Here is a 26,176-nt window from a genome sequence, read left to right as displayed (position 1 = left end):
TTGATATGAATACGCGTAATCTCAAACAGTGGCTAAGTTATTTAGAGCAATTGCACCCCAATGAGATTGATATGGGCTTGGCGCGAGTGCAAGAAGTTGCTCAGCGCTTGAGATTACCGCATCTTGCAAAAAAAATTATCACTGTGACGGGCACCAATGGCAAGGGCTCAACCTGCGCGTTATTGGCCAGTCTGGTTGCTGGGCAGGGGCTTAGCGTTGGTGTTTACAGTTCGCCGCACTTGTTGCGTTACAACGAGCGCGTACGGATCAATGCTGAAGAAGTCAGTGATACGCAGCTGTGTGCAGCTTTTACTGCAGTAGAAGAAGCTCGCGCTGAAGTCAGTTTGACCTATTTTGAAATGGGTACCTTGGCCGCTTTTTGGCTGTTCGCACAAAGCTCGCTGGATGTGGTTATTCTTGAGGTCGGTCTAGGTGGTCGTCTGGATGCAGTTAATATTATCGATGCAGACGTTGCTGTCGTCACGAGCATTGGCATTGATCATAAAGACTGGCTCGGCGATACCCGCGATTCGGTAGCCTATGAAAAAGCCGGTATTTTCCGTCCGGAGTTACCGGCAGTCTGTGGTGATATTGATCCGCCTGAGCAATTGCTTACGCGTGCAGCTTTATTGAAAACACCTTTAGTGCTACGTGGTCGTGATTTCGACTTGGCATTAAGTGAGCATGTTTGGCATTGGCGCGGCTTAGATGGACAGGGTAACCCTATTTATCTGCAAGATATTCCCTTGCTCAGTTTGCCCGTTGAAAATGCCGCTGTTGCGCTACAGGCTTATGCGCTGCTTGATTTGCCTTGGCAACCGCAGGTGCTGATTGATTCGTTATGCCAAGCGACAATGCAAGGTCGACTGCAAAACGTGACTGTGCAATGGCAATCGCGCTCATTGTCTTTGCTGCTAGATGTTGCGCACAACCCGCATGCTGCGCATTATTTGGCGACACGTTTGGCTGCGCAGCCTATCAAAGGTCGACGCCTCGCTGTCTTGGGAGTACTCGATGATAAGGACCTATCGGGTGTTCTCGATTGCATGCAAGCGCAGATTGGCAATTGGGCGGTAGCACCGTTACCAACATCGCGCTCTTGCCGTGTTGAGTCTTTGCACGGTGCTCTAGAAGCCCGCCAGGCTGTTGTTGCGAGTTATGGCAATATTGCTCAAGCAATAGAGGCGCAGTGCGTCCAGGCCACTGCAGATGATCAAATTATTATCTTTGGCTCTTTCTACACTGTTGCTGAAGCATTACTGTGGCTGGAGCGGCAACAATAAATAAGTTTGTAGAGTATTGCCCTGTGCGTTGTTAAAGCATAGCAAGTGTGCTTAAGTAGATTTTTTAGACCAGCTGTTTTATACAGCGCATGATAAAAATGAGGCGAATATGGCAGGTGCAGAAAGCAAGCTCAAACAACGCATTGTCGGTGCATTGGTACTGATTGCATTAGCAGTAATTTTTTTACCGATGCTGCTCAAGCAAGAAGATCCTGCCCGCAAGATTGTTGTAGAAGCGCCGCCAATGCCTGTCGTGCCTGAGCAACCGCAATACCCAGTTACCGAAGTTGCTGTACCAGAACCAGTGATCGATGATGAGTGGGATGGTGCGGTGATTACTGAACAACCTCTCACAACTGACAGTGCGCCAGCTCAGCCTGTCGCTGTGGAGCCTGCGCCAGCAGATCCTGTCGTAGCGCAACCAGTTAAGCCTGTTGTGACTCAGCCCGTTAGCAAAAAGCCTGAGCAGCCCGTCATTGCTCCAGGAATTGATAAAAACAACCTGCCTGTTTCTTGGTCTGTACAGTTGGCTAGTCTCACCAATAAAGCCAACGCTGAAGCACTGCGCGATACCTATCGCCAAAAGCAATACAATGCTTATGTGCGCAGCAGCGATGGCGTGCACCGTGTTTTGATTGGCCCGTTGGTCAAGGAAACCGATGCACAGTCGATGTGTAAAAGTCTAAAAGCCCGTGAAAAACAAGAGTGTTTTGTCGTGCGCTACCAGCCTTAAATGCATATTCAGCATTAAAACAGTAACAAGCGCTTATCAGTCATGAGTAGCTCTGTTAAAATGCTGACTTTATACAGCAGGTAGTTTATTCCGTGTCTTTCAATTGGGTTGATCTGGTTATCCTTGGCATCGTTGTGATTTCATCTTTGATCAGCCTCAGTCGCGGTTTTGTTAAAGAAGCGTTGTCGCTGGTTATCTGGATTTTTGCGGGCGTTGTTGCTTGGATGTTTGGCGGTAGCCTAGCCCATCATTTGCAGCCTTATATTGATATTCCTTCAGTGCGTACCATTGCTGCATGCGCCTTATTATTTGTAGTGACGCTGTTAGTCGGCGGCCTGATTAATTTTCTATTAGCACAACTGATTCGAGCGACAGGCTTAACCGGCACTGACCGTTTGCTGGGAATGGTGTTTGGTGCTGCGCGCGGACTGTTTTTAGTGGTGATATTGGTCGGATTGTTGAGTTTGGCACCGGTTGAGCAAGACTCTTGGTGGCAACAATCTACTTTGGTTCCGCATTTTCTATTGATAGCTGACTGGTCAAAAAACCTGATTTTAGGTTTCTCCGGGCAGTGGGTCACTACAGCACTTAATGCTCAGCAGTGAGTGCACAACAGGCAGTTGTTAGTCTTATGGCTGTCTACATTTAGAATGACATAGCAGGGGTCGCGTTTCATGTGTGGCATTGTCGGTATTGTAGGCAAATCAAATGTTAATCAAGCGCTGTATGATGCGCTTACCGTACTTCAGCACCGTGGCCAAGATGCCGCTGGAATGGTGACAACTCAGAATGGACGTTTGTTTCTACGCAAAGACAATGGCTTAGTGCGTGATGTATTTCGCACCCGCCATATGAAAGAGCTGATTGGTAATGTTGGCATTGGCCATATTCGCTATCCAACTGCAGGCAGTTCGAGTAGTGCAGAAGCGCAGCCCTTTTATGTCAACTCGCCATACGGCATCACCTTAGCGCATAACGGTAACTTAACTAACGTAAAGCAGTTGGCTCAAGAAATTTACCAATCTGATTTGCGTCATGTAAACACCAACTCCGATTCTGAAGTGCTGCTTAACGTATTTGCTCATGAGTTGAGCACGCGTGGCAAGTTACAGCCGACTGAAGAAGATGTGTTTGCTGCAGTCACGCGCGTGCATGAGCGTTGCCGTGGTGGCTACGCCGTGGTTGCGATGATTACTGGCTATGGTGTGCTGGGCTTCCGTGATCCTAATGGTATTCGCCCGATAGTATTTGGCCAGCGTCATACCGATGCCGGTGTTGAATACATGATCGCTTCTGAAAGCGTGGCTTTGGATGTCCTAGGCTTTACTTTAATTCGTGATTTGGCACCGGGTGAAGCAGTTTACATTACCGAAGATGGCCAATTGCATACCCGTCAATGTGCGGCAAATCCAGTATTGACACCATGTATTTTTGAACACGTTTATTTGGCCCGTCCAGACTCCATCATTGATGGCATTTCTGTATACAAAGCGCGCCTGCGCATGGGTGAGAAGCTCGCTGATAAAATTCTACGCGAACGCCCAGAGCACGATATTGATGTGGTTATTCCAATCCCTGACACCAGTCGCACCTCAGCGCTTGAGTTAGCTAACCGCTTAGGTGTGAAATACCGGGAAGGTTTTGTAAAAAACCGTTATATCGGTCGTACCTTTATCATGCCAGGTCAGGCAGAGCGGAAAAAATCAGTTCGTCAAAAGCTCAATGCGATTGAGTTAGAGTTTCGCGGTAAGAACGTCATGCTCGTGGATGACTCCATCGTACGCGGCACGACTTGTAAGCAAATCATTCAGATGGCTCGCGAAGCGGGAGCCAAGAATGTTTATTTCTGCTCTGCAGCACCGGCTGTGCGCTACCCAAATGTGTATGGCATTGATATGCCAAGCGTACATGAGTTGATTGCGCATAACCGTAGCACTGAAGAAGTAGCTGATTTGATTGGAGCCGATTGGCTGGTCTATCAAGACTTGGAAGACTTGATCGATTCAGTGAGCGGTGGAAAAATCAAAATTGATCAATATGATTGTGCTGTGTTTGATGGCGTCTATGTGACTGGCGATATTGATCAGCAGTATTTGCAACGTATTGAGAGCGAGCGTAATGATTTTGAGTTAGCTGGAGAGCAAGTCAACCATGCCACCATCGGTTTGCATAACAGCTAAGACGCTGATCTTTTAAGCGGGACGTTAATGTTACCGCATTGCAAATCAGGGCGCTGTTTAACACGCGGTGCTCTGCCAGTTATTTAAGTGAATAAGGTGCAAGTCATGAAGACGGATTGGCAAGCAGGTCGGCTCAATAGTGAACTCAGTGATGCAGGTTTTGATACGCTCGCTGTGCGTGCAGGGCAGCATCGCAGTTTTGAAGCTGAGCACGGTGAGGCGATTTTCACCACCTCAAGCTACGTATTTCGCAGTGCAGCTGATGCGGCGGCAACCTTTGCTGGTGATCGTGATGGTAACGTTTATTCACGCTACACCAATCCAACCGTACGTACTTTTGAAGAGCGCCTGGCTGCCTTAGAGGGTGCTCAGAAGTGCGTAGCGACAGCCTCAGGCATGTCAGCGATTTTAGCGACGGTGATGAGCTTGTGCGTGATGGGTGATCAAGTCTTAGTCTCACGCAGCATCTTTGGTGCTTCAGTCAGTTTATTTGACAAGTACTGCGCGCGTTTTGGCATTCAGATCACCTATGTACCGATTGATGATTTAGACGCTTGGCAAGCCGCTTGTACTGAGAAAACCAAGTTGCTGTTTGTCGAGTCGCCGTCCAATCCTCTAGCTGAGCTGGCTGATATTCGAGCACTGAGTAAGATTGCGCATGCCGCCAATGCTTTACTGGTTGTTGATAACTGTTTTTGCACGCCAGTTTTGCAAAAGCCATTAGTTCTTGGCGCTGACATTGTTATCCACTCGGCGACGAAATACATTGACGGGCAGGGTCGTTGCTTGGGTGGTGCGGTTTTAGGCAGTGCTGAGTTAATGAAAGAAGTGGTCGGTTTCTTGCGCACTGCAGGCCCAACTATGAGCCCATTTAATGCTTGGGTATTCTTGAAGGGTCTTGAAACTTTACGCTTACGGATGAATGCACATTGTCAAAGTGCTCAGCAACTCGCCGAGTGGCTTGAGCAGCAAGCCAAAGTCACCAGAGTCTATTACTCAGGTTTAGCCAGCCATCCGCAGCACGAGTTGGCTAAGCAGCAGCAAAGTGGTTTTGGCGCGGTCGTGAGTTTTGAGGTCGAAGGTGGGAAAGAGGCGGCATGGCGCTTTATTGATGCCACGCAAATGATCTCGATTACCGCTAATCTTGGCGATACCAAAACCACTATTACTCACCCTGGCACCACCACACACGGCCGCTTACCGGCTGCCGAGCGTGAGAAAGCCGGTATTCATGATGGTTTAATTCGTATTGCTGTGGGTTTAGAAGACTTTGCTGATATTCAAGCGGATGTGCAGCGTGGTTTAAACGCGCTTTGATTCAGCTTTACCTGCTGTTCAATAAAAAACCCGCAAGCTAGCGGGTTTTTTATTGTGCTACTGATGAAGTTTTTCAGAGGTTACTTGGCCGGTTGTAGATGGCGTAAGCCATGGCGATACAGTTGCCAGGCTAATATGCCTGCCGCAATATTACCGATGAGTACGCCAATATATAGGCCGCTCATGCCTGCCAAACTGGCGCCAATCCACAGCGCAGGTAAGTAGCAAACAAACAAGCGCAGGGTCGAGATGCATACTGCGCGCATCGGCATACCTAGCGCATTACACACCGAGACCATCAACATGCAAACGCCCAGTGCAGCGTAACTGATGGGTACCCAGAGCATATAGCTCATTAGATAGACTTCAGTGGCTTGGTTGGGCGCCAGTGCCGGAGCTATCCACCAGCGACTGGCCATCCAAAATAAAGCAATGACAACCTGTAGGCCGATGACAAAGCGTACGGCAATCAGTACGAGACTGTGGACACGTTCTAATTGTTTTGAACCCAATAAGCGGCCAACCATCGGCGGCAGTGCCATGGTCAACGACAGCACAATCACAATTGAGAAGAGTTCGAGACGGCTGCCTAAGGTCCATGCCGCAATGGCGGAGCCACCAAACCCCGCAACTAGACGTGTCGCCATTAATGCAGCTGTGCCGGGCATCAGTTGGCTTAGCATCGCTGGGGCACTGGTTTGGAAAATATCGCGTAAGGCTGGGCCGATGGCGAGCTTGCTGGGATCAAAAGCCAACCAGTGCCGCTTGAGGATCCGCCAATACATAATTGTTGCGCCGGTTAAGCAAGCGACAATAGTGGCGTAAGCTGCTCCAGCCAGGCCTAAATCAAAGGTGAAAATAAACAAGGGGTCGAGCAGCATATTAAGTACGCTGGTCACCACCATCATCAATCCCGGCAGCTTGGTATCGCCATTGGCGCGGGAAATGCTGTTGGCGAAATATAAAAAAGCGCCCAGCCAAGCGCTGGTTAGCCAAGGCAACCAATAGTTTTCTGTATAGGGTAAGAGTTCTGCGCTAGCGCCCAGAGCACTGAGCAAAGGCAGGCGTAGCAGCCAAATCAGCGTACATAAAATGAAAGAAACGCAGCAACCTGTCAGCACTACAATCCCGCCTAAGTATTTGGCTCGTTCTGGGTTGTCTGCGCCAAGCGCGCGGGAAATGAGTGCGGTGGAGGCGATGCCGATACCGATTTGCACGCCGATCAGGAGTTGATGCAGAGGCAGCGTGAAGCCTAATGCCGCCAAAGGTTGCATGCCGAGCATACTGATAAAAATACTGTCGACCAACTGAAAGCTCATTAGCGCGACGGTGCCAAACAGCATTGGCCAAGTCATGCTAAATAAAGCGCGTGGTAGGGATTGGTCTGCTAGATATTTGTTTTGCATGGCTGCTGTCAAGACTGCGATGGGGCGGCTATGGTAGCACTCATAAGGTCTTAATGTGATGCTGGTACACTAGTGTCCAATTGGTTTATGTATGAGGAACAATGCTATGAGTAATCAGCAAAAAGTGGCTTTTTCGGTATTGGATTTGGCTTCGCGCAAAGATACAGATCAAGGTCCAGCGCCAGCCTTGCAGCGTTCATTGGCTTTGGCTCAACATGTTGAAACTTTAGGTTTTAATCGTTTTTGGGTGGCAGAACATCACAATATGGATGCCATTGTTAGTTCGGCGACTTCTGTGTTGATTGGTTATCTGGCTGCCGGTACGCAGCGTATTCGAGTGGGTGCTGGTGGAATCATGCTGCCTAATCACGCCCCGTTAGTGATTGCTGAGCAGTTTGGTACATTGGAAGCATTGTATCCGGGGCGGATTGATTTGGGGCTTGGTCGTGCGCCGGGCACCGATCCATTGACCGCAAGGGCGTTGCGTAGAGACCGTAGCGGAAGTTCGGATGACTTTCCTGAAGATGTGGCTGAACTGCAAAAATTCTTAGGCCCGCGAAATTCCGATCAGCAAGTGATTGCGATGCCAGGTGTGGATAGTCATGTGCCGATTTGGTTGTTGGGCTCCAGCTTATTTAGCGCGCAGTTGGCGGCGGAGAAGGGTTTGCCGTATTCCTTTGCTTCGCATTTTGCACCACGCATGATGATGCAGGCGATTGAGTTGTATCGTCGTCACTTTAAGCCTTCGGCAGTTTTGGATAAGCCGTATGTGATGCTGGGCATTCCTTTGGTTGCTGCGCAAACGGATGCTCGTGCTGAGTATTTGGCGACTACGACGTATCAGCGTATTTTGGCTTTGATCCGTGGTCAAAGTATGCTGATGCGCCCGCCAGTAGAGAGTATGCAAGGCTTGTGGAAGCCGCATGAGGAGCAGACTGTAAATGAGTTTTTAAGCATGGCGATGATTGGTAGTGCTGAGACGATTGAGCAGAAAATGCAGGTGTTATTGCAGCATACTCAAGCCGATGAGCTGATCTTTACCTGTGATTTGTATGAGCACGCTGATCGCTTGCGTTCGTTTGAAATTCTGGCTGAGTTGCAATAGTACAAACCCTGCACATGATCAACCAGAGCTTCGAACCCTGTATGAGCTGGCCATGCCAGCGACTGCGTTTTAATCCGATGCATAGGCTGAGTGTCTTTAACATTGCAGAGTATCCAGAGCGATATGCGCATGCCGTACCTTGTTGCTGTCGCTTTTCTCTCAACGGGTCATCCTGACCCGATTCGAGGCTGCGCCATCCTTGGCTCCGCTGGTCGCGACAGCAACAAGATACTCGTTGGTCAGTGATGTTGTTTGCCAATATGGAGTACGGCTTTTTAAAATGATTAGATCATTAAACATCTATGCAACTTATTCAGGCTGCAATAGTGCAAGCCCTGCAAGTGGTCAACGAGTACTTCGGGGTGGGTGTGGTGAGTGAGCTAGGGATGGCGAATGCCGGAGTTGAACCCTGGATGGGTTCATCGACGGATTAACACTTACCCCGAAGTACGTTACGTGCAGATCTAAAGCAAAGTGTTTAGATGTCTATGTGCATGTCGCAGTGTGTGAATGTCGTTTATCCCTCACGAGACTCCGTCTCGATTCGGGCGCTGCGTCATCCATGACTACGCTTGCCAGGTCACCCACACGCTGCTCAATGAGCAGTGATGTTGCATTCGAGTGAACGCTACGCATCGAGTGGGCATTCCTTGCAAGGCAAAGAATCATGCGCCGTACTTCAAGAACCTTGTATGACTAGCGTGGCTTAGCCGGCGAGCTACGCTTGCCGCCTTTCGCTGCAGGTTTCTTGCTTCTGTCAGCACGTAGCTTGGCTTCAGCCGCGGCTTTAGCTTGCTCGCGTTTATGCCACTGCGGCTTATCATCGGCTGCGCCTGTCGCTCGTGGCGGTAAACCAGTGTGCTGAGTGAGCAATGGACGCGCGGTTTTCTCACCTTTCGCTGGAGTTGAGTTTTTACGGCGCGCACTGCGGTAACCGTCAGCTTCAGGTTGCTGAGCAGGAATCAGATGATTTTTACTGTCACCAATTAAATCAGCACGACCCATACGAATTAACGCTTCGCGGATCAGTGACCAAGATTTTGGGTCGTGATAGCGCAAGAACGCTTTATGTAAACGACGCTGCTCCTCACTTTTGACAATGTCCATCGCTGAGCTTTTATAGGTCACTTTGCGCAGTGGGTTTTTCCCAGAGTGATACATCGCCGTAGCGGTCGCCATGGGTGAAGGGTAAAACGCCTGCACTTGGTCAGCACGGAAGTTATTACTTTTCAACCATAAGGCCAAGTTGAGCATGTCCTTATCAGTTGTGCCCGGGTGAGCAGCAATAAAATAAGGGATTAAATACTGTTCTTTACCCGCCTCTTTAGAGAAACGTTCAAACATTTTACGGAAACGCTCATAACTGCCAATACCAGGCTTCATCATGTGCTCAAGCGGGCCTTCTTCAGTGTGCTCGGGAGCAATCTTCAGATAACCGCCGACGTGATGAGTAACCAGCTCTCGCACATACTCAGGTGACTCAACGGCCAAGTCATAGCGCAAACCGGAAGCAATCAGTACTTTTTTCACCCCTGGAATGTCACGTGCTTTGCGGTACAACTCAATCAGCGAAGTATGATCAGTATTGAGGTTCTGGCAAATCCCCGGGAATACGCAAGAAGGCTTGCGGCATGCCACTTCAATTTCTGGGCTGTTACAGGCCAGTCGGTACATATTGGCGGTAGGGCCGCCGAGATCAGACACCACGCCAGTAAAGCCTGGCACCTTGTCGCGCATGTCTTCGATTTCTTGCAGAATCGAATCGTGCGAACGGCTTTGAATAATCCGACCTTCGTGCTCGGTAATCGAACAGAAGGTACAGCCACCAAAACAACCGCGCATAATGTTGACGGAGAAACGAATGGTTTCGTAAGCCGGAATTTTTGCCTTGCCATATTTTGGGTGCGGCACGCGTGCGTAGGTCAGGCCAAACACATAATCCATTTCTTCTGTGGTCAATGGAATCGGTGGTGGATTGAGCCAAATATCTTGGTTTTCATGGCGTTGCACGATCGCGCGGGCATTACCTGGGTTGGTTTCCAGGTGCAAGACACGGTTGGCGTGCGCGTAGAGTACAGGATCGTTACGTACTTTCTCAAAAGAGGGGATACGAATAACAGTACGTTCACGAGTCAGGCGCGGATGATCGAGTAGCTGAACAACTTGCACATCATCTTGTCCGACGGGGTTAGCCGCTTGCTGCTCAACGGCGCAGGCCTCAGTGTCTTGGGTATTGACATAAGGATTGATAATGCGATCAACCCGGCCAGGGCGGTCAATGCGCGTAGAGTCCAGCTCAAACCAATCGGTTGGGGTATTGCGACGAATAAATGCGGTGCCGCGGATATCATCAATATCAGCAATTGACTCACCCCAAGACAAGCGCTGCGCCACTTCAACAATTGCGCGCTCAGCGTTGCCGTACAGTAAAATATCAGCTGCGGCGTCCATCAAAATCGAACGGCGCACGCTGTCTTGCCAGTAGTCATAATGAGCAATACGGCGCAAAGATGCTTCAATTCCGCCAAGCACAATTGGAATATTGCTATACGCTTCTTTGCAGCGTTGGCTGTAGACTAAACTGGCACGGTCAGGACGTTTTCCAGCCTCACCGCCAGCGGTGTAGGCATCATCGGAGCGAATTTTACGATCAGCGGTGTAGCGGTTGATCATCGAATCCATGTTGCCCGCAGCCACACCAAAAAATAGGTTAGGCTCGCCCAGTTGCATAAAGTCGTCTTTATTGCGCCAATCGGGTTGGCTGATAATGCCAACGCGAAACCCTTGCGCTTCCAGAACGCGGCCAATCACCGCCATACCGAAAGAAGGGTGATCGACATAAGCATCGCCCGTGACGATGATGACATCGCAAGAATCCCAGCCCAATTGGTCCATTTCTTCGCGAGAAGTTGGCAGGAAAGGCGCAGGACCAAAGCATTCGGCCCAGTATTTTGGATAGTCGTATAAGGGTTTAGCAGCGTGCATGAAAATTGACCTATATCAAGATTTGCGAAATATAGCATAAATGTCAGTGATAGAGGCTAGGATTGAGTCAGCAGAGTAAAGTGGCCTGTCTATGCTAAAGTGCTCTGCATACCGCCAGAATGCAGGCCGATTGGATAAATTAGATGCAAGTCGAATCTTTACAACTACGCGCAGTTCGTCAGTTACTCTTAAATAATACCTCTGCGCAGCCACATCTCAGTGCTGCCAGTGGCATGTGGATTGTGGATCAGACGTTGTATGTGGTGGCTGACGATGAGCTGGTGATGGGAGTGTTTTCACTGCTTGATCAGCGACCTGGAGCGGTGTTAACCATTATTCCTGGTGATTTACCTGCCGATGCAAAACAGCGCAAGGCGGCTAAGCCTGATTTTGAGAGTCTGACCTGTTTACCAGTGTCAAAAAACTACCCACATGGTGCTTTACTGGCGTTTGGTTCAGGTTCAACTGCGCAGCGTAAGCGCGCCATGCTCTGGCCTTTCATTGGGCCGCAGCAGCTTGCAGCACAAGCGCAGTTGTTTGACTTGCACAAACTTTATCAGCCGCTTGAACAGGTGTTTGCTGATCTGAATATCGAAGGGCTGGTGATTCACGGGAATTGTCTAAAGCTCTGGCAGCGCGCCAATAATCAACACCGTAACAATGCAGTGATTGAGTACGCTTTAGCAGATTTCTATACGCTACTTGAGGGCCGTGACGAGCAGGCAATGATCCAGCCACAGCGGATTGATTATTACGACTTAGGTGAAGTTGCCGGTGTGCCGCTGACCTTCACCGATGCCTATGCGCTCGACGATGGTGTCTGTGTTTTTACCGCCGCGGCAGAAAATACTGATAACAGCTATCTGGACGGCGAATGTGTTGCTGCGGCAATTGGTTTGATTGATGCGCAGCGGCAACTGCGCTGGATTAAACCGGTACAACCGATTTATAAGCTAGAAGGCATTAGCGCCAAGCAGATTAATGGTCAACTGCAACTGTATTTAGTCAGTGATGCGGATGACCCAAATGTTCCTGCGCAGCTGTTAGAAACCACTATTGATTACCCTATATAAGCTTTGATTTAAATGGAGGATTGCTGATGGACGCTCAACAACGTGCGCAAGCACGCAATACGGCGATGCGTAATACCAGTGTCGTTGGCGCTATCGTAAATTTAGCCCTGACTGTTGCTAAGGTTGTTTTTGGCATTATTGGTCAGTCGCATGCGTTGATTGCTGATGGTGTGCATTCGTTAGCGGATTTAAGCACCGACTTGATGGTTTGGTTTGCCGCTAAATACAGCAATCAACCGGCAGATAAAGAGCACCCCTACGGACATGCGCGGATTGAAACCGCCTTTACGGTTGCTTTAGGTGTGGTGTTAATTATCACCGCTATAGGTATCGTTTTTGATTCTGCACAGCGCCTGCTTAACCCCGAAACTCTATTACAGCCCACACCCATAGTGCTGTTGATTGCTGCTATTTCTATTTTGGCCAACGAAGGCCTGTATCAATACACCATTCGCGCTGCTAAGCAGTTTAATTCGGGCTTACTCAAAGCCAATGCTTGGCATCACCGCTCCGATGCGATTTCTTCAATTGTCGTACTGGTCGGTGTAGCCGGCAGTTTAATGGGTTTACCTTATCTTGATGCTTTTGCAGCCGTGGGCGTGGCTTTAATGATTGGTCATATCGGCTGGACGCAAGCTTGGAGTTCGCTACGTGAATTGGTCGATACGGGCATGGAGCCGAAAACTGCCGCGGCGTTGAAACGCATTATTGGCAATGTTGAGGGCGTGCGCGGTGTGCATATGTTGCGCAGTCGACGGATGGGCGGCGTGTATCTGATTGATGTGCACATTGTTGTCGATGAGCGTTTAAGCGTTTCTGAGGGGCATAAGATTTCAGAGTATGTGCGCTTAAAGCTCATTGACTCGCATGAAGATATTAGTAATGCCTTAGTTCACATTGATCCAGAGGATGACTCGCTCGCCGTGCTGTGTGCTGACTTGCCGTTACGCCGAGAAGTGCTGGCCGACTTACGCAGCGTGTGGACTGAAGAACTTGATGCCAGCGAGTGGGATAGAGCAGTCTTGCACTATTTAAATGGCCAAGTGCATGTCGATTTAGTGCGCAGCATGCAAGCCGCGGATGCACAGGCACAGCAGTTTAATCAGCATTTGCAGGAGAAAGTTAAGGCGCTCAATTATATCGGTGAAGTGCGGGTTTTATACAGCTATCCATAGTAGGTGAGGGGGCTGCGCTTTTAATGCGCATAACAACGTACTTATGGGTAGAATATGGCGCTTTATAAGACTTTAAAAGAATTGCTATGACGGCCAGCCAGCGTCCCTCTAAACCAACCCGTTTCGGCGGTGCGATGATTATTGCTGGAACCGCAATTGGTGCCGGTATGCTGGCCAACCCCACGGCGACCTCGGGTGTTTGGTTTATCGGTTCGCTGTTGTTATTGCTGTATGTATGGTTTTGTATGTACATATCGGGCTTGATGCTGTTAGAGGCAACGTTACATTTCCCACAAGGCGCGAGCTTTCATACTGTGGTCAATGCATTGCTCGGGCCGCGCTGGAATCTAATCACTGGTGTGGCGGTCGCTTTTGTTCTGTACTCCTTAACCTATGCCTATATTTTTGTCGGTGGTGGTTTAACTCAAAACACCTTAGTCGCAGCCAGTGGCTGGTTGTTTGAGCAACCGCTACAGCCATCACGGCAACTGTCGTCAGTAGTTTTCCTGTTGGTTTTGGCCACTTCGGTATGGATTTCAACCAAGGTGGTTGATCGCTTTGCAACAATCCTGATTGGCGGCATGCTGACCAGCTTCTTTCTATCTGTTGGCTCACTTGTACCAACGGTGACACCGAGTGTTTTGCTTAATCTTGATGTGCAAGAGCAGCAGAGTTATTGGCCCTACTTGTGGGCGGCACTGCCGGTTTGTTTGGCATCTTTTGGTTATCACGGCAATGTGCCCAGTTTAGTTAGCTACTACAACAAACAAGCACAACCCGTGGCTCGCAGTATTTTGTGGGGCTCATTGCTGGCACTGGCTATTTATTTACTTTGGCAGTTGGCGGTGCAGGGCAACTTGCCGCGGGCTGAGTTTGCGCCGGTCATCGCTGCTGACGGTGACGTGGCTGTGCTATTGCAAGCGTTATCGGCCTATATCACCACCGATAATATCGCCGGAATATTGAGTGCGTTTGCTTATATGGCGATTGCCAGTTCGTTTTTAGGTGTGACGCTCGGCCTGTTTGATTATCTTCGTGATGTGTTTAATTTTTCTGACACTGCCAGCGGACGCTTTAAAACAGCGCTGTTGACTTTTATGCCACCCTTGCTGGCGTGCTTGGTTTTTCCTACCGGTTTTGTCAAAGTGATGGGCTATGTGGGTTTGATGGCGGCTATTTGGGCCGTCTTAGTCCCAGCTTTATTGGTGAGGGCCAGTCGTAAACGTTTTGCTCAAGCCGACTATCAAGTGTTTGGCGGCACTACAATGATTGCTTTTATTGTGGTTTTCGCTGTCGCCGCTTTTGTCGCGCAGGTGTTATTGCTACTGCAATTATTACCGATGTTTAAAGGCTAGCTGTGGCATGAGATATGGAGTTAACCAATGATTATCCTTGCTTTAGACATGGCTATAACGGTAATTTTGCCCACATAATCAATACTTACTCGGCGGAAGGCATCAGCAATGCGAACTTTTTGGAATCAATTGTCTTTACGCTTACGTTTATTTCTATCTTTTGGTGTTCTTTTTGCGGTGATGACCGGCTTAACCTTGGTTTTGCAATCGGGTTTTTATGCAAAAAGCCGAGTGGAGAGTTTGCTCGAGTATGAGCTGCCGGCGCAGTTGCAGCATCTTGGTTCTGAAGTGGCCTTACAGTTAACACCGAGTCTACAAGTGTCACGCAGTCTGGCGGCAAACTCGTTTGTTCAGCGCTGGATACGAAGTGGGATGTCAGAGACAGAGTTGCCCTTGCTCGTCGAAGAAATGGCAGTGATAAGCGAGCAGTTGAATGCAGGTGCGGTGTTTCTAGCGGGCAATGATGGCAGCACGATTAATTATTACCACTTTAAAAATGGCGAATTTAACCGCCGACACATCCTGCGTGAAGATACGCAGGATGCTTGGTACTTCAATTATTTAGCCAGTAAATTGCCCTATGAGCTGAATTTAGACACTAATGCTTTTACTGGTACACAGTTGCAGATGTTCGTTAACTACACCGGTAGTGCAGTCAACAGCAACGGTGAACCTGTCAGCGTAGCGGGTGTCGGCTTGGGCATGTTGCAGTTGGCTAAAATGATCAGCTCCTACCGTTTAGGCGAGCATGGCAGAGCGTCTTTGGCTAATAAAGATGGGCTAGTTGAAGTCCGTGCCGATGATGCCTTGATCAGTGATCTGGGTGCGTCGGAGGAATTACAAACACTGCTCAATCAGCACAAAGCGCAAGTTCGAGAAATTACTTATAAAGGGCAGCAACTCTTTGTCGGCGTGGTTTGGCTGGCAGACTTGCAGCGTTATCTAGTGGTTGAAGTGCCACGCAGTGATTTTATGGCGCCCATTGAACAGCAGTTGTATCAGTCACTATTGATCGGTGCTGGATTGCTTCTGGTGAGCCTCGTGTTGTTGTATCCGCTGGCTGTGTCATTAAGTCGACCGCTACAACTGTTTCAACAGCAATTGGTGGAGATTACTCGCACGCTTAACTTATCCAAGCGTTTGCAAACCGATGATAAGGCAGAGTTAGGTGAGCTTGCCGCACAGACTAATACCTTGCTGGAACGTTTATCTGTTGCCATCAGTGGTGTGCAATCTGGTTCTAGCCGCCTTACCGAGACGGCAAATAACTTAGCCCTTACCGCAGGACTGGTGAATCGCAATACTGATCGACAACAAGAAGTCACCCAGTCAATGGCTGCAGCTGTGGAAGAAATGTCTTCTTCAGTGGCGGAGATTACCTCGACAATGGAAGAACTATCAGCGTCCTCAACGCAAATTGCTGATCACTCACAATCTGTGGTGGATGTGGCCAGTCTGACCTTGGACAGCAGTAAGAAGGGTGCTGCGGCCATGCAGCATTTACAGTTGCGCATGGCTGATATCCATCACGACAGCGAAAACAGTTTGCAAGAAATTGTGCAACTGGGGCGTAAATCCAAAGAAATCAGCAAGGTTATGGATTTAATCAATACGCTTGCCGATCAAACTAAACTGATTGCTTTTAACGCCGCCTTAGAGGCGTCTAGCGCTGGAGAATCAGGTAAGCGCTTTTCGGTGGTGGCCAGCGAGATTCGTCGTCTTGCTGACAGCGTGACTGACTCCACCCATGAAATTGAGGACCGTATCCAAGAAATACAAGACTCGATTAATCGCTTGGTGATCACTTCAGAAAAAGGTGCCAGCTCGATCCAGTTGGGCATGCAAGTCAGCCAGGAAACCGCTGAGGATCTGAATGAATTGGTACAAGCGGCCAGTCGAACCAGTAGTGCTGCACAACAAATTTCGTTGTCAACGCGCCAGCAGAAAACGGCCAGCAGTCAAGTCGTGATTGCTTTACGTGACATTGCCAATGCCAGTAGCCACAATGCCCTGTCAGTGCGCAATATCACGCGAATTAGCGAAGAAATGATTAGCATGTCGCAAGATTTGAGTCATTTGGTTCGTGAGTTTCATCAAGATGAGCCGCATCACATTGAAAAGCTGACCAGTCAGCCAATTAAACAGGACGTATAACATGCAAGGTATGGTGCACTGGTGGCGTAAACAAGCGCTGCAGAAAAAATTCTTACTGTCATTTATTGCTTTAATGCTGGTCGCGCTATTGATGCTCAGTATGCTGGCCAGTCGTTTACTGGAGCAAGAGTCTACCCGTGCAGTGCAGAGTGAGATGCAGGGTGGTTTAGAGCAGACTAACTTGTTAGCCAAACAATGGCTTGATGCAAAAAGACAGCAAATATTGGCCTTGGCGCATTATTTGCCTGCACAATCAAACGATCTAAAGCAGTGGCAAACTATGCTGACCACAGGACGTGAGGCAGGCGGTTATAGTCTGCTGTACTTAGGAACCGGTCAGGGACAGTTTATCCAATCAAACCCTGCCATTGATGTGCCGCAAGGATTTGATCCGCGCAAGCGTCCTTGGTTTATTCAGGCGCAACAAGCGAATAGTTTGATTTTAACCTCTGCCTATCCAGATGCCCTAACTGGAAATTTGACTGCAACCTTGGCGGTTCCTTTGCAGGAGGATCCCCAGCAAGTGGTGGGTGGCGACATCTATATTTCTATGATTGTTGATGAACTGTTAAAGCTGAAAATGCGCTGGAGCAGTCAGCTGTTGATGTTTGATGGCGAGCAAAAAATTCTTGCCCACAGCGATGCATCTCTGCAGCAAAAAAGTTTAGCGCAAGTATTGCCTGATTATAATGTCGCTGATTCAGACTTGCAGTATGTGAACTTTAATGATCGCCAATGGATTGCTTCTGCTACAAATGTTGAAGGCACTGACTGGCATTTTTTGTTATTAGTTGATGCGCAAGAAGTGCAAGCAGTCCAGACAGAGTTACTCAAGCAGCTCCTGTTATTAACAGCTGCAGTGTTATTCGCTGGTGGGCTGCTAGTGTTGTGGTTGACGCGCGCACTCACATCTCCACTTGAACATTTTCAAGAGCAGCTTAAATATATTTCGCGCACTCTGGATCTATCACAACGCTTAGAAACAACCGATGAAGCAGAGTTGGGTGAATTGGCCGCGCAAACTAACAGCTTGCTAGAGCGCTTAGCGCTAGCCATAAGCGGTGTGCTGCGCAGTTCCAGTCGTCTTTCAGAAACAGCCGATAACTTGGCACACACAGCAGGCATAGTCAGTCGCAATACTGATCGACAGCAAGAAGTCAGCCAGTCAATGGCTGCTGCCGTGGAGCAGATGTCTTCTTCCGTTGCGGAAATCACCTCGACCATGGAAGAACTCTCAGCCTCCTCGACACAAATTGCCGATCATTCGCAGTCTGTGGTGGATGTGGCCAATTTAACCTTAGAAAGCAGTAAGAAAGGCGCGGATGCCATGCAGCACTTGCAATTGCGTATGGCTGATATTCACCATGACAGTGAAAACAGTCTGCAAGAAATTGTGCAGCTAGGGCGCAAATCTAAAGAAATCAGCAAAGTGATGGATTTGATCAATACGCTGGCGGATCAAACCAAATTGATTGCTTTTAACGCTGCTCTAGAAGCCTCCAGTGCCGGCGAATCAGGTAAGCGCTTCTCGGTGGTGGCCAGTGAAATTCGCCGTCTCGCCGACAGTGTGACTGACTCCACTCATGAAATTGAAGACCGTATTCAAGAAATACAAGACTCGATTAACCGCTTGGTGATTACTTCAGAAAAAGGCGCAAGCTCCATTCAATTGGGTATGCAAGTTAGTCAAGAAACCGCTGAAGACCTAGGCCAACTGGTACAGGCAGCAAGTCGAACCAGCAGTGCTGCTCAGCAAATTTCTTTATCAACACGCCAACAAAAAACAGCCAGCAGCCAAGTGGTGATTGCCTTGCGCGATATCGCCAATGCCAGTACCCATAATGCACAGTCGGTACGCAGTATTACTCACATTAGTGAGGAGATGATCAGTATGGCAGATGATCTCAGCCAACTTGTCGGTGAGTTTACGGTTGATGTAAAGAAATAGTGCGATCATGCGTATGCAACAGTTGCTGCAGGAGTGGTTCAAACAATGGTGACACCCAAAAAAATCAGGGTTTTAATTGTTGATGACAGTGATGTCGCGCGCGAAATTTTACGCACGCTATTAGAAGATCAACAAGATATCGAAGTGGTTGCCGAGGCGCGCAATGGTCGTGAGGCGATTGAGTTGGTGCAGCAACTTCGTCCTGACTTGGTGACCATGGACTTGAATATGCCCGGCATCAGCGGGATTGAAGCCATTGAGCACATTATGCATGAAAAAGCTGTGCCTATTTTAGTGGTAAGCAATGAGTCTGATGCACAAATGGCTTATGAGGCTCTGCGCTGCGGTGCCTTGGACGTGATGGCTAAGCCTACTTATGATGCAGCAGATGCCGAACACTTTCAAAACCAGGTGCGCTTGTTGGCCGGCGTACCAGTGATTACCCGTTTGCGTCGTCGGGTAATGAGCGAGGCAATGAGTGAGCCTGTATTCAGGCCAGCTGCAGCCATCTCAGCAACTGATCAGGAAACAAGTTATCAGCACGTGTTTGTGTTGGCATCTTCAACGGGCGGGCCACAAGCTTTAGCGCACTTATTAACTCAGTTTGATGCTGGTTTTTCTGCACCGATTCTAATTGCCCAGCATATCAGTGATGGCTTTATTGAAGGCATGGCGCAATGGCTGTCTGGTTTATGCAGGCTGACGGTTAAGGTTGCTGAGGATGGAGAATACTTACGCGCCGGTAATGTTTATCTATCGCCCTCTGAGCAGCATTTAACGGTTGGTGCGGATCGCAGGGTTAAGTTAAAAACACGTGCTGACAGCGATATTTATCACCCAAGTTGTGATGAACTATTAAGCTCTGTCGCAACAGTCTTTGGCCGTAATGCGATAGCCATCATCATGACAGGAATGGGTCGTGATGGTACGCGAGGGATGACGGCAATTCATGCACAGGGCGGGATTACCTTAGCGCAAGATGAAGCCAGCTCAGTTATTTATGGCATGAATGCTGAAGCAGTTAAGTCAGGAGTGATTCAGCGTGAGTTACCACTGAAATGCCTCGCGGCTGAGATGCAGCGTATTCTTGTTTTAACTCCTGCCGGCTATTGCTCAGCCTTGCAGCGAGGCGAGTTATGAGCATGCAGGCGGTTTTATTGGCTGTTAAGAAGCTCGTGCATGAGCACTGTGGCCTTGTGCTTGAAGGCATTGCTGAAGATCGTTTATATAAAGCTTTAGAGAGTGGGGCGGCACAGACTAACTGTAAAAACTTGCAAGAATACAAACGGTTAATCCGCAGCGATAAGCAGGCGTTCGAGCAATTGATTAGTCAGCTGACGGTGAATGAAACCTACTTTTTTCGTGAGCCTGAACAAATACAGCTGCTTGTGGATGTTTTAATACCACAAGTGCTGGCACATAAAAATGATGCTGGTCCAGTGCGTATCCTCAGTGCCGGTTGCTCATCTGGTGAAGAGCCTTACAGCTTAGTGATGGCATTGCAGAATACTTATGGCGAACGAACCGAGCAGCTATTTCATATTGATGCAGGCGATCTGGATCTACGCATTTTGGAAAAAGCGCGCCAAGGTATTTATTCAGAGTTTTCTTTTCGCGGCGTTGAACCGCATTGGCGTGAACGTTATTTTCAAACGAGTACCAATGGCTATCACCTAAGGCAAGAAGTGCGTAAGCAAGTGCATTTTCATCCTTTGAACTTGCTTGCGACAGATTTTCCAGAGCATATTAAAAATTACGACATTGTTTTTTTTCGCAACGTTTCGATTTACTTTGATACGGATACACGACGTGTCATTCAGCACACCTTTAATGAACTGATGAATGCGCAGTCGATTTTGTTTTTAGGCAGCTCAGAAATTCTTGGCAATGATTTGGGTGTCTTTGAGCTTGCGGAACAAGAAGGGCAATATTTTTTCATTAAAGGTGACGTCTATCGGCCGGTAAATAGCCAAGCTTTCAGCTGGTCGCAACCTGTTCGTACACAAGCTGATCCAGTTGCGCGCAGTCATGAACTTGTGCGCAAAGAGCGTCTTTTGCCTGCGCAGTCGATCGAGCCGTCGCGATTTAATAGGTCACTCACTGACAAGCAAAGTGTCGCCCAGCCTCCTGTAGAGCAGGCGCGAGTGCCGGATTTAGCGAGGATTCAACAGCTGATGCGTTTTGGTGAGCCACAGCGCGCATTGCATTTGTTGGATCATTTGATCGCTAGTGGTCATCAGCATTATTCAGCTTACTTATTGAAAAGCTGGATTCTGTTGAATAACCAGCAGTTCCAAGAAACCGAACATTTTCTGCAGCTAGCCTTAAGTGCTGAGCCTTGGTCGATTGATGGCATGCTGATTAAGGGTCTCAGCTGTAAATGGCAAAATGATTTATCGGGCGCGCAGCAGTGGTTTAAAAAAGTCATTTACAGTTGCCCTGAGTGTTGGCCTGCGCATTACTATTTAGCCGATATTTGTCGACAGCAAGGGCAGGCTTCGGCAGCATTGAAAGCCTATCAAACGGTCATGCGTATTCTATCTGACAATCCTTCTGCAAGTGATTGCATGCTTTGGATTCCGTTACCGCTACCGGTCGGGGATGTGGTGTTTCTGAGTAAGCGTCATATCGAGCAACTGAGCAACGGTATGCAGACGACAAGGGCGGGATACTGATTATGGCGCTGGACATTAAAAAGTTTATTGGCCGCTTTGTTGAAGAAGCCAAAGAGCATTTAGGACGACTTGCCAGTGGTCTTGCTGAAATTGAGCAAGGCGCTGTCAGCGCTGAAAAAATTAATAGTCTATTCCGCTCTGTGCATACCCTGAAAGGCTCTTCAAGGATGCTTAAGCTTGAGCCGATCACTCAGGTCTCGCACAGTTTAGAAGATCTGCTGAGTGCATTACGTGAAGAGCGTGTAACGGTTAATCCGCCAGTTATTGCTTTGCTCTATCAAGGAGTGGACGCGTTATCTGATCAAGTTCAGCAGTTGATTGAACACGGCCAGGTTGACGCATTGAGCTCTGTTAATGCACAGCTTTGCCAGCAGTTGACGGCTATAGCCGAAGGCGATGTGTTGAACGTTGTAGCAGTGGAGTCTGCTGAACTTAAATCAAGCGAGCTTAAAACACAGGGCTCAAGCAGCGCTAGTGCGCAACCCACTTTAACGGCCAGTGATACTGTACGGGTTAAGCTGGATAAGCTGGATGAGTTGATCAAACTAATGGGTGAGTTGGTCTCTAGCCATGCTGGCATGCGTGAGTTAGCTGTCACATCGCTACAACTTGAGCAGCAGTTGCAACAACAGCTTCAAGGCCATTTGCCAGTGGCTATGCAGCAGTTTTCACGCAATATGCGCGATATTGTGTTATCACAAGAAAGTTTGATGCAAGAACTGCATGATAAAACCTTACAAATGCGCATGTTGCCTTTAGCTATTGTTCTTGATCCTGCGGCACGCTTGGTACGGGATATGGCACGCTCACTCGGTAAACAAGTTGAGTGTCGTATTTATGGTAGTGAGATCGAGCTGGATCGACAAATGATTGATCAGCTGGCTGATCCAATTATCCATCTGTTGCGTAATGCTTTAGATCACGGCATTGAAACTCCTGATATTCGACAGCAAAAAGGCAAGCCAGTGCAGGGGCTTTTGCAAATCAGTGCGCGTCAGGATGGTGGATGGGTTGTACTCGAAGTGCGTGACGATGGTCAGGGTTTATCTTTAGCAACAATTCGCGATAAAGCCTTGAAAAAAGGTTTGGTCAGCAGCGAACAATTAGCTGAAATGAGTGAGCAGCAAGTCTCTGATTTGATTTTTGAACCCGGCTTTTCAACCAGTAACATAATTACTGAGTTTTCTGGGCGCGGTGTTGGCATGGATGTGGTGAAACGTTCGATTGTCGATGATTTGCAAGGCGTGATCAGTCTGCACACGCGCATTGATAAGGGCACCTGTTTTACTTTACGGCTACCGTTGTCGTTAGCGATGATGCGCGTTTTGCTTATTCGGGCTGGAGAGCAGGTGCTAGGTTTTACCGCACAATATGTCACAGAGTTAATCAGTGTCGCTCCAAGTGCGTTAATCAGTGTAGCTGATCGCAATGCGGTGATTATTCGTAATGAATTTGTGCCTGTGATTCAGTTGGTTGATTTATTGAAGCTGCCGCAAGCAAGCGCACCGAAAAGGTCTCTGAGTCGCACGCGCAGTGATCTTTTATTATTGGTTATTCGTGTGCACAACGAAAAGCTGGCTTTAATTGTCGATGAGTTGCTGGATGAGCGCGATTTGGTGATTAAACAGCTACCTGAGCACTTGCGTTCCAATCCTCTTATATCGGGGATGGTGACCATTGGTCATAATGAGTTGGTAAGCTTGATCCATGTACCTTATGTTTTGGATATCGCTCGTAAAGCTCGGCAGCCAGCAAATCGTCGTGCTCAAACTGATCAAGAAAAGCCGAAAAAACGCATTTTAGTTGTGGATGACTCGCTCAATACCCGTGAAATTGAGCGTGATGTGCTGGAAGCTTGGGGCTATCATGTCACGCTTGCCGAGCATGGCCAAGAAGGCCTGGATAAAGCTTTAGCGGAACAGTTTGATGCGGTGTTAACCGATGTTGAGATGCCCATAATGGATGGCTTTACCTTGACTGCGCGCTTACGCGAACATGAGCGCTACCAAGAGTGCCCAATAATTATCATTACATCGAGAGAAAAGGAAAGTGACCGCCGCCGTGGTATTGAGGTCGGTGCTGATGCCTATATTGTTAAAGGCAGTTTTGACCAGAATAGCTTGGTTGACACCCTTAAAGTACTGCTCGACTAAAGAACCAAGGGAGAGGGATGACATGCGAATTCTAGTAGTGGATGACGATCAGCTTGCTGGGGAAATGATTACAGCAGTGTTAGAAGATCAAGGTCATCATGTGTTTCAGGCCGAAAATGCGCTGCACGCAATCGAGTTGCTGGGTCAGCAATCTGCTATCGAGTTGATTGTTAGTGATTTAAACATGCCACTAATGAGCGGTATTGAGTTATTTCGTGAGCTACGTGAGCAAGGGCTTAACTTGCCTTTTATTTTGCTCAGTGGTGACGATCCTGCAGCGCTGCGAGCTAAAGAACCTAACTTAGATGCTTGTATCATGAAAGATTTTAGTATGGATGAAAGCTTACCTGCCGCTATTGATGCAGTCATGGCTGCACGCGACGCGATAACATGCTAATAAACCAGAGCCAAACCTTTATGAACCTGAACAAACCGACGCTACAAAATAAGATTGCACGCTTAAGAATTAATTTTGTTAATCAGTTGCCTGTACGTCTTGAGCAAGCCCAGCAGCAGATGGCTATTTTGAGTTCGGAGTCGCCAATAAATGTTACAGCCTTACAGGAGTTGCACAGGGCTTTTCATAGTTTAAATGGCACTGGAAAATCTTTTGGTTTCACTGCTTTAGCAGATGTTGCTGAGCATGCAGAACATTACATGCAAGGTATTATTGATCTATCAGTACAGGCTATGCCTTCCGACTTATTAGGCATTCTTAGCGAGTTTTTGAGTCAGCTGCAAGCACAAATGCACATTTTAATCGCGTCTGACAATGCTCAAGATCATACGCAAAGCTCCCCTTATTTTGAGATTGGGCAATCTGATACAGAGATATTTCAGGGGCAAGGCCCACTTATTTATATTTGTGATGATGAACCAGAGCAAGTGCATTACTTGGTACATCAATTACGTTTTTTAGGCTATAACGTTGAGCACTTTACCGATACATCCTCATTTCGTGAGGCCGTGCTGACTAAGCGTCCAGATGCAGTGATTATGGATGTTTTTTTTCCTCACGGGCGTACTGCTGGTACAGATGAGTTGGTCAGTATCAAGGATGTCACAGGGCATAAATTGCCGGCTATTGTTTTATCGGGGCGCAAGGTGTTTGAAGCGCGTCTTAGCGCTGTACGCGCAGGTTGTGCTGCCTATTTCGTTAAGCCTGCGAACCCCATGGATTTGGCCTCGGCGCTAGATGAGTTGGTCGGCGATAAGCTGCAAGAACCGTTGCGCATTTTAATCGTTGATGATGAGCCAGAAGTTGCTGAATACCACAGCTTGATTTTAGAAGAAGCGGGTATGTTGGTGCATCAGATTCATCATCCGGAAAAAATATTTGAAGCCCTTGAAGTGTTCAGCCCAGACTTAATGTTAGTGGATATGTATATGCCAGTCTGTAATGGTGCTGAGTTGGCAGCGATTGTCCGGCAAATTCCTGAGTATGTTGGTTTGCCGATTGTTTTTCTTTCCACAGAGACCAATGCACAAAAGCAATTTAGTGCGATGGAGGCTGGTGTTGATGGTTTTATTACTAAGCCTGTGGTTCCTGCAGAGTTGGTGTCTGCAGTAGCTTTGCGTGCTGAGCGTATGCGTACCTTACGAGGTTTAATGGCGCGCGACAGTCTTACTGGCTTATATAATCACACGACGACCACCGAAATACTGGTTTCCTCGCTAGCGCATGCCGTACGGCATCAAGAAAAACTAGTCATGGTGATGCTCGATCTTGATGCTTTTAAAAGTGTTAATGATACTCATGGGCATATGGCTGGCGACCAAGTGATTGTGGCTTTATCTCGCTTGCTTAAACATCGCTTAAGAAATACCGATGTAATTGGTCGTTATGGCGGCGAAGAGTTTGCTTTATTGCTCAAAGACATCAGTAGCGACACTGCTGAGAAACTGGTCAATGAGTTGCGCGAAGACTTTTCGGAAATTATTTTTAATGTCGGCCAGAAGCAGTTTTCCTGTACTTTTAGTGCAGGTATTAGCATGTACCCTGGTTGCAATCGTGCTGAGGATTTACGCATGGCTGCTGATACTGCGCTGTATCAAGCTAAATCGCAGGGGCGTAACCAAGTCGTAGTGAGTAAAATGTGCGATGAGTGATAGTCAATTAGAGCAAGTTTTACGTCAGCGTCAGAACTCGCATCAAGACATTGTTGATGTGGATGAGCCTGTTATTAAACTGGTGATTTTTAGCTTGGGCGAGCAGCATTTTGCTCTTGCTGGTGAGTCAGTCAAAGAAGTATTACCTGGCACTGAAACTGTTTTTTTTGTACCAGGTATGCCTGCCTCGGTTGAGGGCGTGATCAATGTCCGCGGCAATATTGAGTCAGTCATTCAATTGCATGCACTAATGCAACTGCCAAACACGGTGGAAAAAAGCTCTTTGCATTTGACCTCTATCTTATTGGCACGCAGCAAACACATGCATAGTGGCTTGCGTGTCGATCGACTACTGGACGTGCTGGATGTCGCGCAAAACCAAGTGCAGCCACCGCCAGAAGCACTACCTGATTACCTCAAGCCTTATGTGAGTGGCTTATTGCAGTTTAATGGGCTGGCCGTAGCTGTTTTAGACGTTGATGCGCTTTTTAATGCTTGGCAAACAGGTCAGGCATGAGCAGCAGA

The 26,176-nt window shown here is 48.2% G+C and carries 20 protein-coding genes; 18 read left to right on the top strand and 2 right to left on the bottom strand.

Annotated features, from left to right (window positions below):
- Nucleotides 1–5 precede the first annotated feature (5 nt).
- From folC to H591_RS0108820, 5 genes are all read left to right on the top strand, one after another.
- The gene (gene folC, locus H591_RS0108840) at nucleotides 6–1,283 is read left to right on the top strand and encodes a bifunctional tetrahydrofolate synthase/dihydrofolate synthase (protein ID WP_022966592.1); all 1,278 of its coding nucleotides are present in this window, start codon (nucleotides 6–8) and stop codon (nucleotides 1,281–1,283) included.
- 109 nt (nucleotides 1,284–1,392) lie between these two features.
- Nucleotides 1,393–2,016 (top strand): SPOR domain-containing protein, encoded by a 624-nt coding sequence (locus tag H591_RS0108835; RefSeq protein WP_022966591.1) that lies wholly within the window; start codon nucleotides 1,393–1,395, stop codon nucleotides 2,014–2,016.
- A 92-nt stretch (nucleotides 2,017–2,108) separates the two neighbouring features.
- Nucleotides 2,109–2,621, top strand: coding sequence for a CvpA family protein (locus H591_RS0108830; RefSeq protein ID WP_022966590.1), 513 nt, complete (start codon nucleotides 2,109–2,111; stop codon nucleotides 2,619–2,621).
- 69 nt (nucleotides 2,622–2,690) lie between these two features.
- Complete coding sequence (gene purF / locus H591_RS0108825) at nucleotides 2,691–4,196, top strand: amidophosphoribosyltransferase (RefSeq protein WP_022966589.1); 1,506 nt, start codon at nucleotides 2,691–2,693, stop codon at nucleotides 4,194–4,196.
- Between the two features lie 105 nt (nucleotides 4,197–4,301).
- Nucleotides 4,302–5,513 carry an O-succinylhomoserine sulfhydrylase gene (locus H591_RS0108820; protein ID WP_022966588.1) on the top strand — a complete coding sequence of 404 codons (1,212 nt, stop codon included), beginning with the start codon at nucleotides 4,302–4,304 and terminating at the stop codon, nucleotides 5,511–5,513.
- Nucleotides 5,514–5,593: 80 nt separating this feature from the next.
- Here H591_RS0108820 and H591_RS0108815 read toward each other — a convergent pair whose 3' ends face one another.
- Complete coding sequence (locus H591_RS0108815) at nucleotides 5,594–6,919, bottom strand: MATE family efflux transporter (RefSeq protein ID WP_022966587.1); 1,326 nt, start codon at nucleotides 6,917–6,919, stop codon at nucleotides 5,594–5,596.
- A 106-nt stretch (nucleotides 6,920–7,025) separates the two neighbouring features.
- Between H591_RS0108815 and H591_RS0108810 the strand changes: the two genes are divergently transcribed.
- A complete protein-coding gene (locus tag H591_RS0108810; protein WP_022966586.1) occupies nucleotides 7,026–8,024 on the top strand; it encodes an LLM class flavin-dependent oxidoreductase in 999 nt (332 codons plus the stop codon).
- A gap of 302 nt (nucleotides 8,025–8,326) precedes the next feature.
- Nucleotides 8,327–8,458 carry a hypothetical protein gene (locus H591_RS16235; RefSeq protein WP_022966585.1) on the top strand — a complete coding sequence of 44 codons (132 nt, stop codon included), beginning with the start codon at nucleotides 8,327–8,329 and terminating at the stop codon, nucleotides 8,456–8,458.
- Between the two features lie 262 nt (nucleotides 8,459–8,720).
- Here H591_RS16235 and H591_RS0108800 read toward each other — a convergent pair whose 3' ends face one another.
- On the bottom strand, nucleotides 8,721–11,009 hold the full coding sequence (locus tag H591_RS0108800) for a YgiQ family radical SAM protein (RefSeq protein WP_022966584.1): 2,289 nt from the start codon (nucleotides 11,007–11,009) through the stop codon (nucleotides 8,721–8,723).
- A gap of 143 nt (nucleotides 11,010–11,152) precedes the next feature.
- Here H591_RS0108800 and H591_RS0108795 point away from each other — a divergent pair, with 143 nt between their 5' ends.
- From H591_RS0108795 to H591_RS0108745, 11 genes are all read left to right on the top strand, one after another.
- Entirely contained in the window at nucleotides 11,153–12,082 is a 930-nt protein-coding gene (locus H591_RS0108795; protein ID WP_022966583.1) for a DUF6929 family protein, read from the top strand.
- 26 nt (nucleotides 12,083–12,108) lie between these two features.
- A complete protein-coding gene (locus tag H591_RS0108790) occupies nucleotides 12,109–13,257 on the top strand; it encodes a cation diffusion facilitator family transporter (protein WP_022966582.1) in 1,149 nt (382 codons plus the stop codon).
- A gap of 86 nt (nucleotides 13,258–13,343) precedes the next feature.
- The gene (locus H591_RS0108785; protein WP_022966581.1) at nucleotides 13,344–14,612 is read left to right on the top strand and encodes an aromatic amino acid transporter; all 1,269 of its coding nucleotides are present in this window, start codon (nucleotides 13,344–13,346) and stop codon (nucleotides 14,610–14,612) included.
- 108 nt (nucleotides 14,613–14,720) lie between these two features.
- On the top strand, nucleotides 14,721–16,766 hold the full coding sequence (locus tag H591_RS15100; protein ID WP_022966580.1) for a methyl-accepting chemotaxis protein: 2,046 nt from the start codon (nucleotides 14,721–14,723) through the stop codon (nucleotides 16,764–16,766).
- 1 nt (nucleotide 16,767) lies between these two features.
- The gene (locus tag H591_RS15720) at nucleotides 16,768–18,714 is read left to right on the top strand and encodes a methyl-accepting chemotaxis protein (protein ID WP_022966579.1); all 1,947 of its coding nucleotides are present in this window, start codon (nucleotides 16,768–16,770) and stop codon (nucleotides 18,712–18,714) included.
- A gap of 45 nt (nucleotides 18,715–18,759) precedes the next feature.
- Nucleotides 18,760–19,854 (top strand): chemotaxis-specific protein-glutamate methyltransferase CheB, encoded by a 1,095-nt coding sequence (gene cheB, locus H591_RS0108770; RefSeq protein WP_022966578.1) that lies wholly within the window; start codon nucleotides 18,760–18,762, stop codon nucleotides 19,852–19,854.
- Nucleotides 19,851–21,389, top strand: a complete 1,539-nt coding sequence (locus H591_RS0108765; protein WP_022966577.1) for a CheR family methyltransferase — start codon at nucleotides 19,851–19,853, stop codon at nucleotides 21,387–21,389. The genes cheB and H591_RS0108765 overlap by 4 nt, the downstream gene beginning before the upstream one ends.
- Before the next feature lie 2 nt (nucleotides 21,390–21,391).
- Nucleotides 21,392–23,542, top strand: a complete 2,151-nt coding sequence (locus tag H591_RS0108760; protein WP_022966576.1) for a hybrid sensor histidine kinase/response regulator — start codon at nucleotides 21,392–21,394, stop codon at nucleotides 23,540–23,542.
- A gap of 22 nt (nucleotides 23,543–23,564) precedes the next feature.
- A complete protein-coding gene (locus H591_RS0108755; protein WP_022966575.1) occupies nucleotides 23,565–23,939 on the top strand; it encodes a response regulator in 375 nt (124 codons plus the stop codon).
- Nucleotides 23,940–23,959: 20 nt separating this feature from the next.
- Nucleotides 23,960–25,651 (top strand): diguanylate cyclase, encoded by a 1,692-nt coding sequence (locus H591_RS0108750; RefSeq protein ID WP_028244300.1) that lies wholly within the window; start codon nucleotides 23,960–23,962, stop codon nucleotides 25,649–25,651.
- Complete coding sequence (locus tag H591_RS0108745) at nucleotides 25,644–26,168, top strand: chemotaxis protein CheW (protein ID WP_022966573.1); 525 nt, start codon at nucleotides 25,644–25,646, stop codon at nucleotides 26,166–26,168. The genes H591_RS0108750 and H591_RS0108745 overlap by 8 nt, the downstream gene beginning before the upstream one ends.
- Nucleotides 26,169–26,176 lie beyond the last annotated feature (8 nt).

It is taken from the genome of Denitrificimonas caeni DSM 24390, assembly GCF_000421765.1.
Lineage (GTDB): Bacteria > Pseudomonadota > Gammaproteobacteria > Pseudomonadales > Pseudomonadaceae > Denitrificimonas > Denitrificimonas caeni.
This window is presented reverse-complemented; position numbering and strand designations above follow the sequence as displayed.

What these genes read in the sequence shown, in the direction of transcription:
- folC (WP_022966592.1), top strand. Translation starts at nt 6, where the DNA reads ATGAATACGCGTAATCTCAAACAGTGGCTAAGTTATTTAGAGCAATTG.
- H591_RS0108835 (WP_022966591.1), top strand. Translation starts at nt 1,393, where the DNA reads ATGGCAGGTGCAGAAAGCAAGCTCAAACAACGCATTGTCGGTGCATTG.
- purF (WP_022966589.1), top strand. Translation starts at nt 2,691, where the DNA reads ATGTGTGGCATTGTCGGTATTGTAGGCAAATCAAATGTTAATCAAGCG.
- H591_RS0108820 (WP_022966588.1), top strand. Translation starts at nt 4,302, where the DNA reads ATGAAGACGGATTGGCAAGCAGGTCGGCTCAATAGTGAACTCAGTGAT.
- H591_RS0108815 (WP_022966587.1), bottom strand. Translation starts at nt 6,919, where the DNA reads ATGCAAAACAAATATCTAGCAGACCAATCCCTACCACGCGCTTTATTT.
- H591_RS0108810 (WP_022966586.1), top strand. Translation starts at nt 7,026, where the DNA reads ATGAGTAATCAGCAAAAAGTGGCTTTTTCGGTATTGGATTTGGCTTCG.
- H591_RS16235 (WP_022966585.1), top strand. Translation starts at nt 8,327, where the DNA reads ATGCAACTTATTCAGGCTGCAATAGTGCAAGCCCTGCAAGTGGTCAAC.
- H591_RS0108800 (WP_022966584.1), bottom strand. Translation starts at nt 11,009, where the DNA reads ATGCACGCTGCTAAACCCTTATACGACTATCCAAAATACTGGGCCGAA.
- H591_RS0108795 (WP_022966583.1), top strand. Translation starts at nt 11,153, where the DNA reads ATGCAAGTCGAATCTTTACAACTACGCGCAGTTCGTCAGTTACTCTTA.
- H591_RS0108790 (WP_022966582.1), top strand. Translation starts at nt 12,109, where the DNA reads ATGGACGCTCAACAACGTGCGCAAGCACGCAATACGGCGATGCGTAAT.
- H591_RS0108785 (WP_022966581.1), top strand. Translation starts at nt 13,344, where the DNA reads ATGACGGCCAGCCAGCGTCCCTCTAAACCAACCCGTTTCGGCGGTGCG.
- H591_RS15100 (WP_022966580.1), top strand. Translation starts at nt 14,721, where the DNA reads ATGCGAACTTTTTGGAATCAATTGTCTTTACGCTTACGTTTATTTCTA.
- H591_RS15720 (WP_022966579.1), top strand. Translation starts at nt 16,768, where the DNA reads ATGCAAGGTATGGTGCACTGGTGGCGTAAACAAGCGCTGCAGAAAAAA.
- cheB (WP_022966578.1), top strand. Translation starts at nt 18,760, where the DNA reads ATGGTGACACCCAAAAAAATCAGGGTTTTAATTGTTGATGACAGTGAT.
- H591_RS0108765 (WP_022966577.1), top strand. Translation starts at nt 19,851, where the DNA reads ATGAGCATGCAGGCGGTTTTATTGGCTGTTAAGAAGCTCGTGCATGAG.
- H591_RS0108760 (WP_022966576.1), top strand. Translation starts at nt 21,392, where the DNA reads ATGGCGCTGGACATTAAAAAGTTTATTGGCCGCTTTGTTGAAGAAGCC.
- H591_RS0108755 (WP_022966575.1), top strand. Translation starts at nt 23,565, where the DNA reads ATGCGAATTCTAGTAGTGGATGACGATCAGCTTGCTGGGGAAATGATT.
- H591_RS0108750 (WP_028244300.1), top strand. Translation starts at nt 23,960, where the DNA reads ATGAACCTGAACAAACCGACGCTACAAAATAAGATTGCACGCTTAAGA.
- H591_RS0108745 (WP_022966573.1), top strand. Translation starts at nt 25,644, where the DNA reads ATGAGTGATAGTCAATTAGAGCAAGTTTTACGTCAGCGTCAGAACTCG.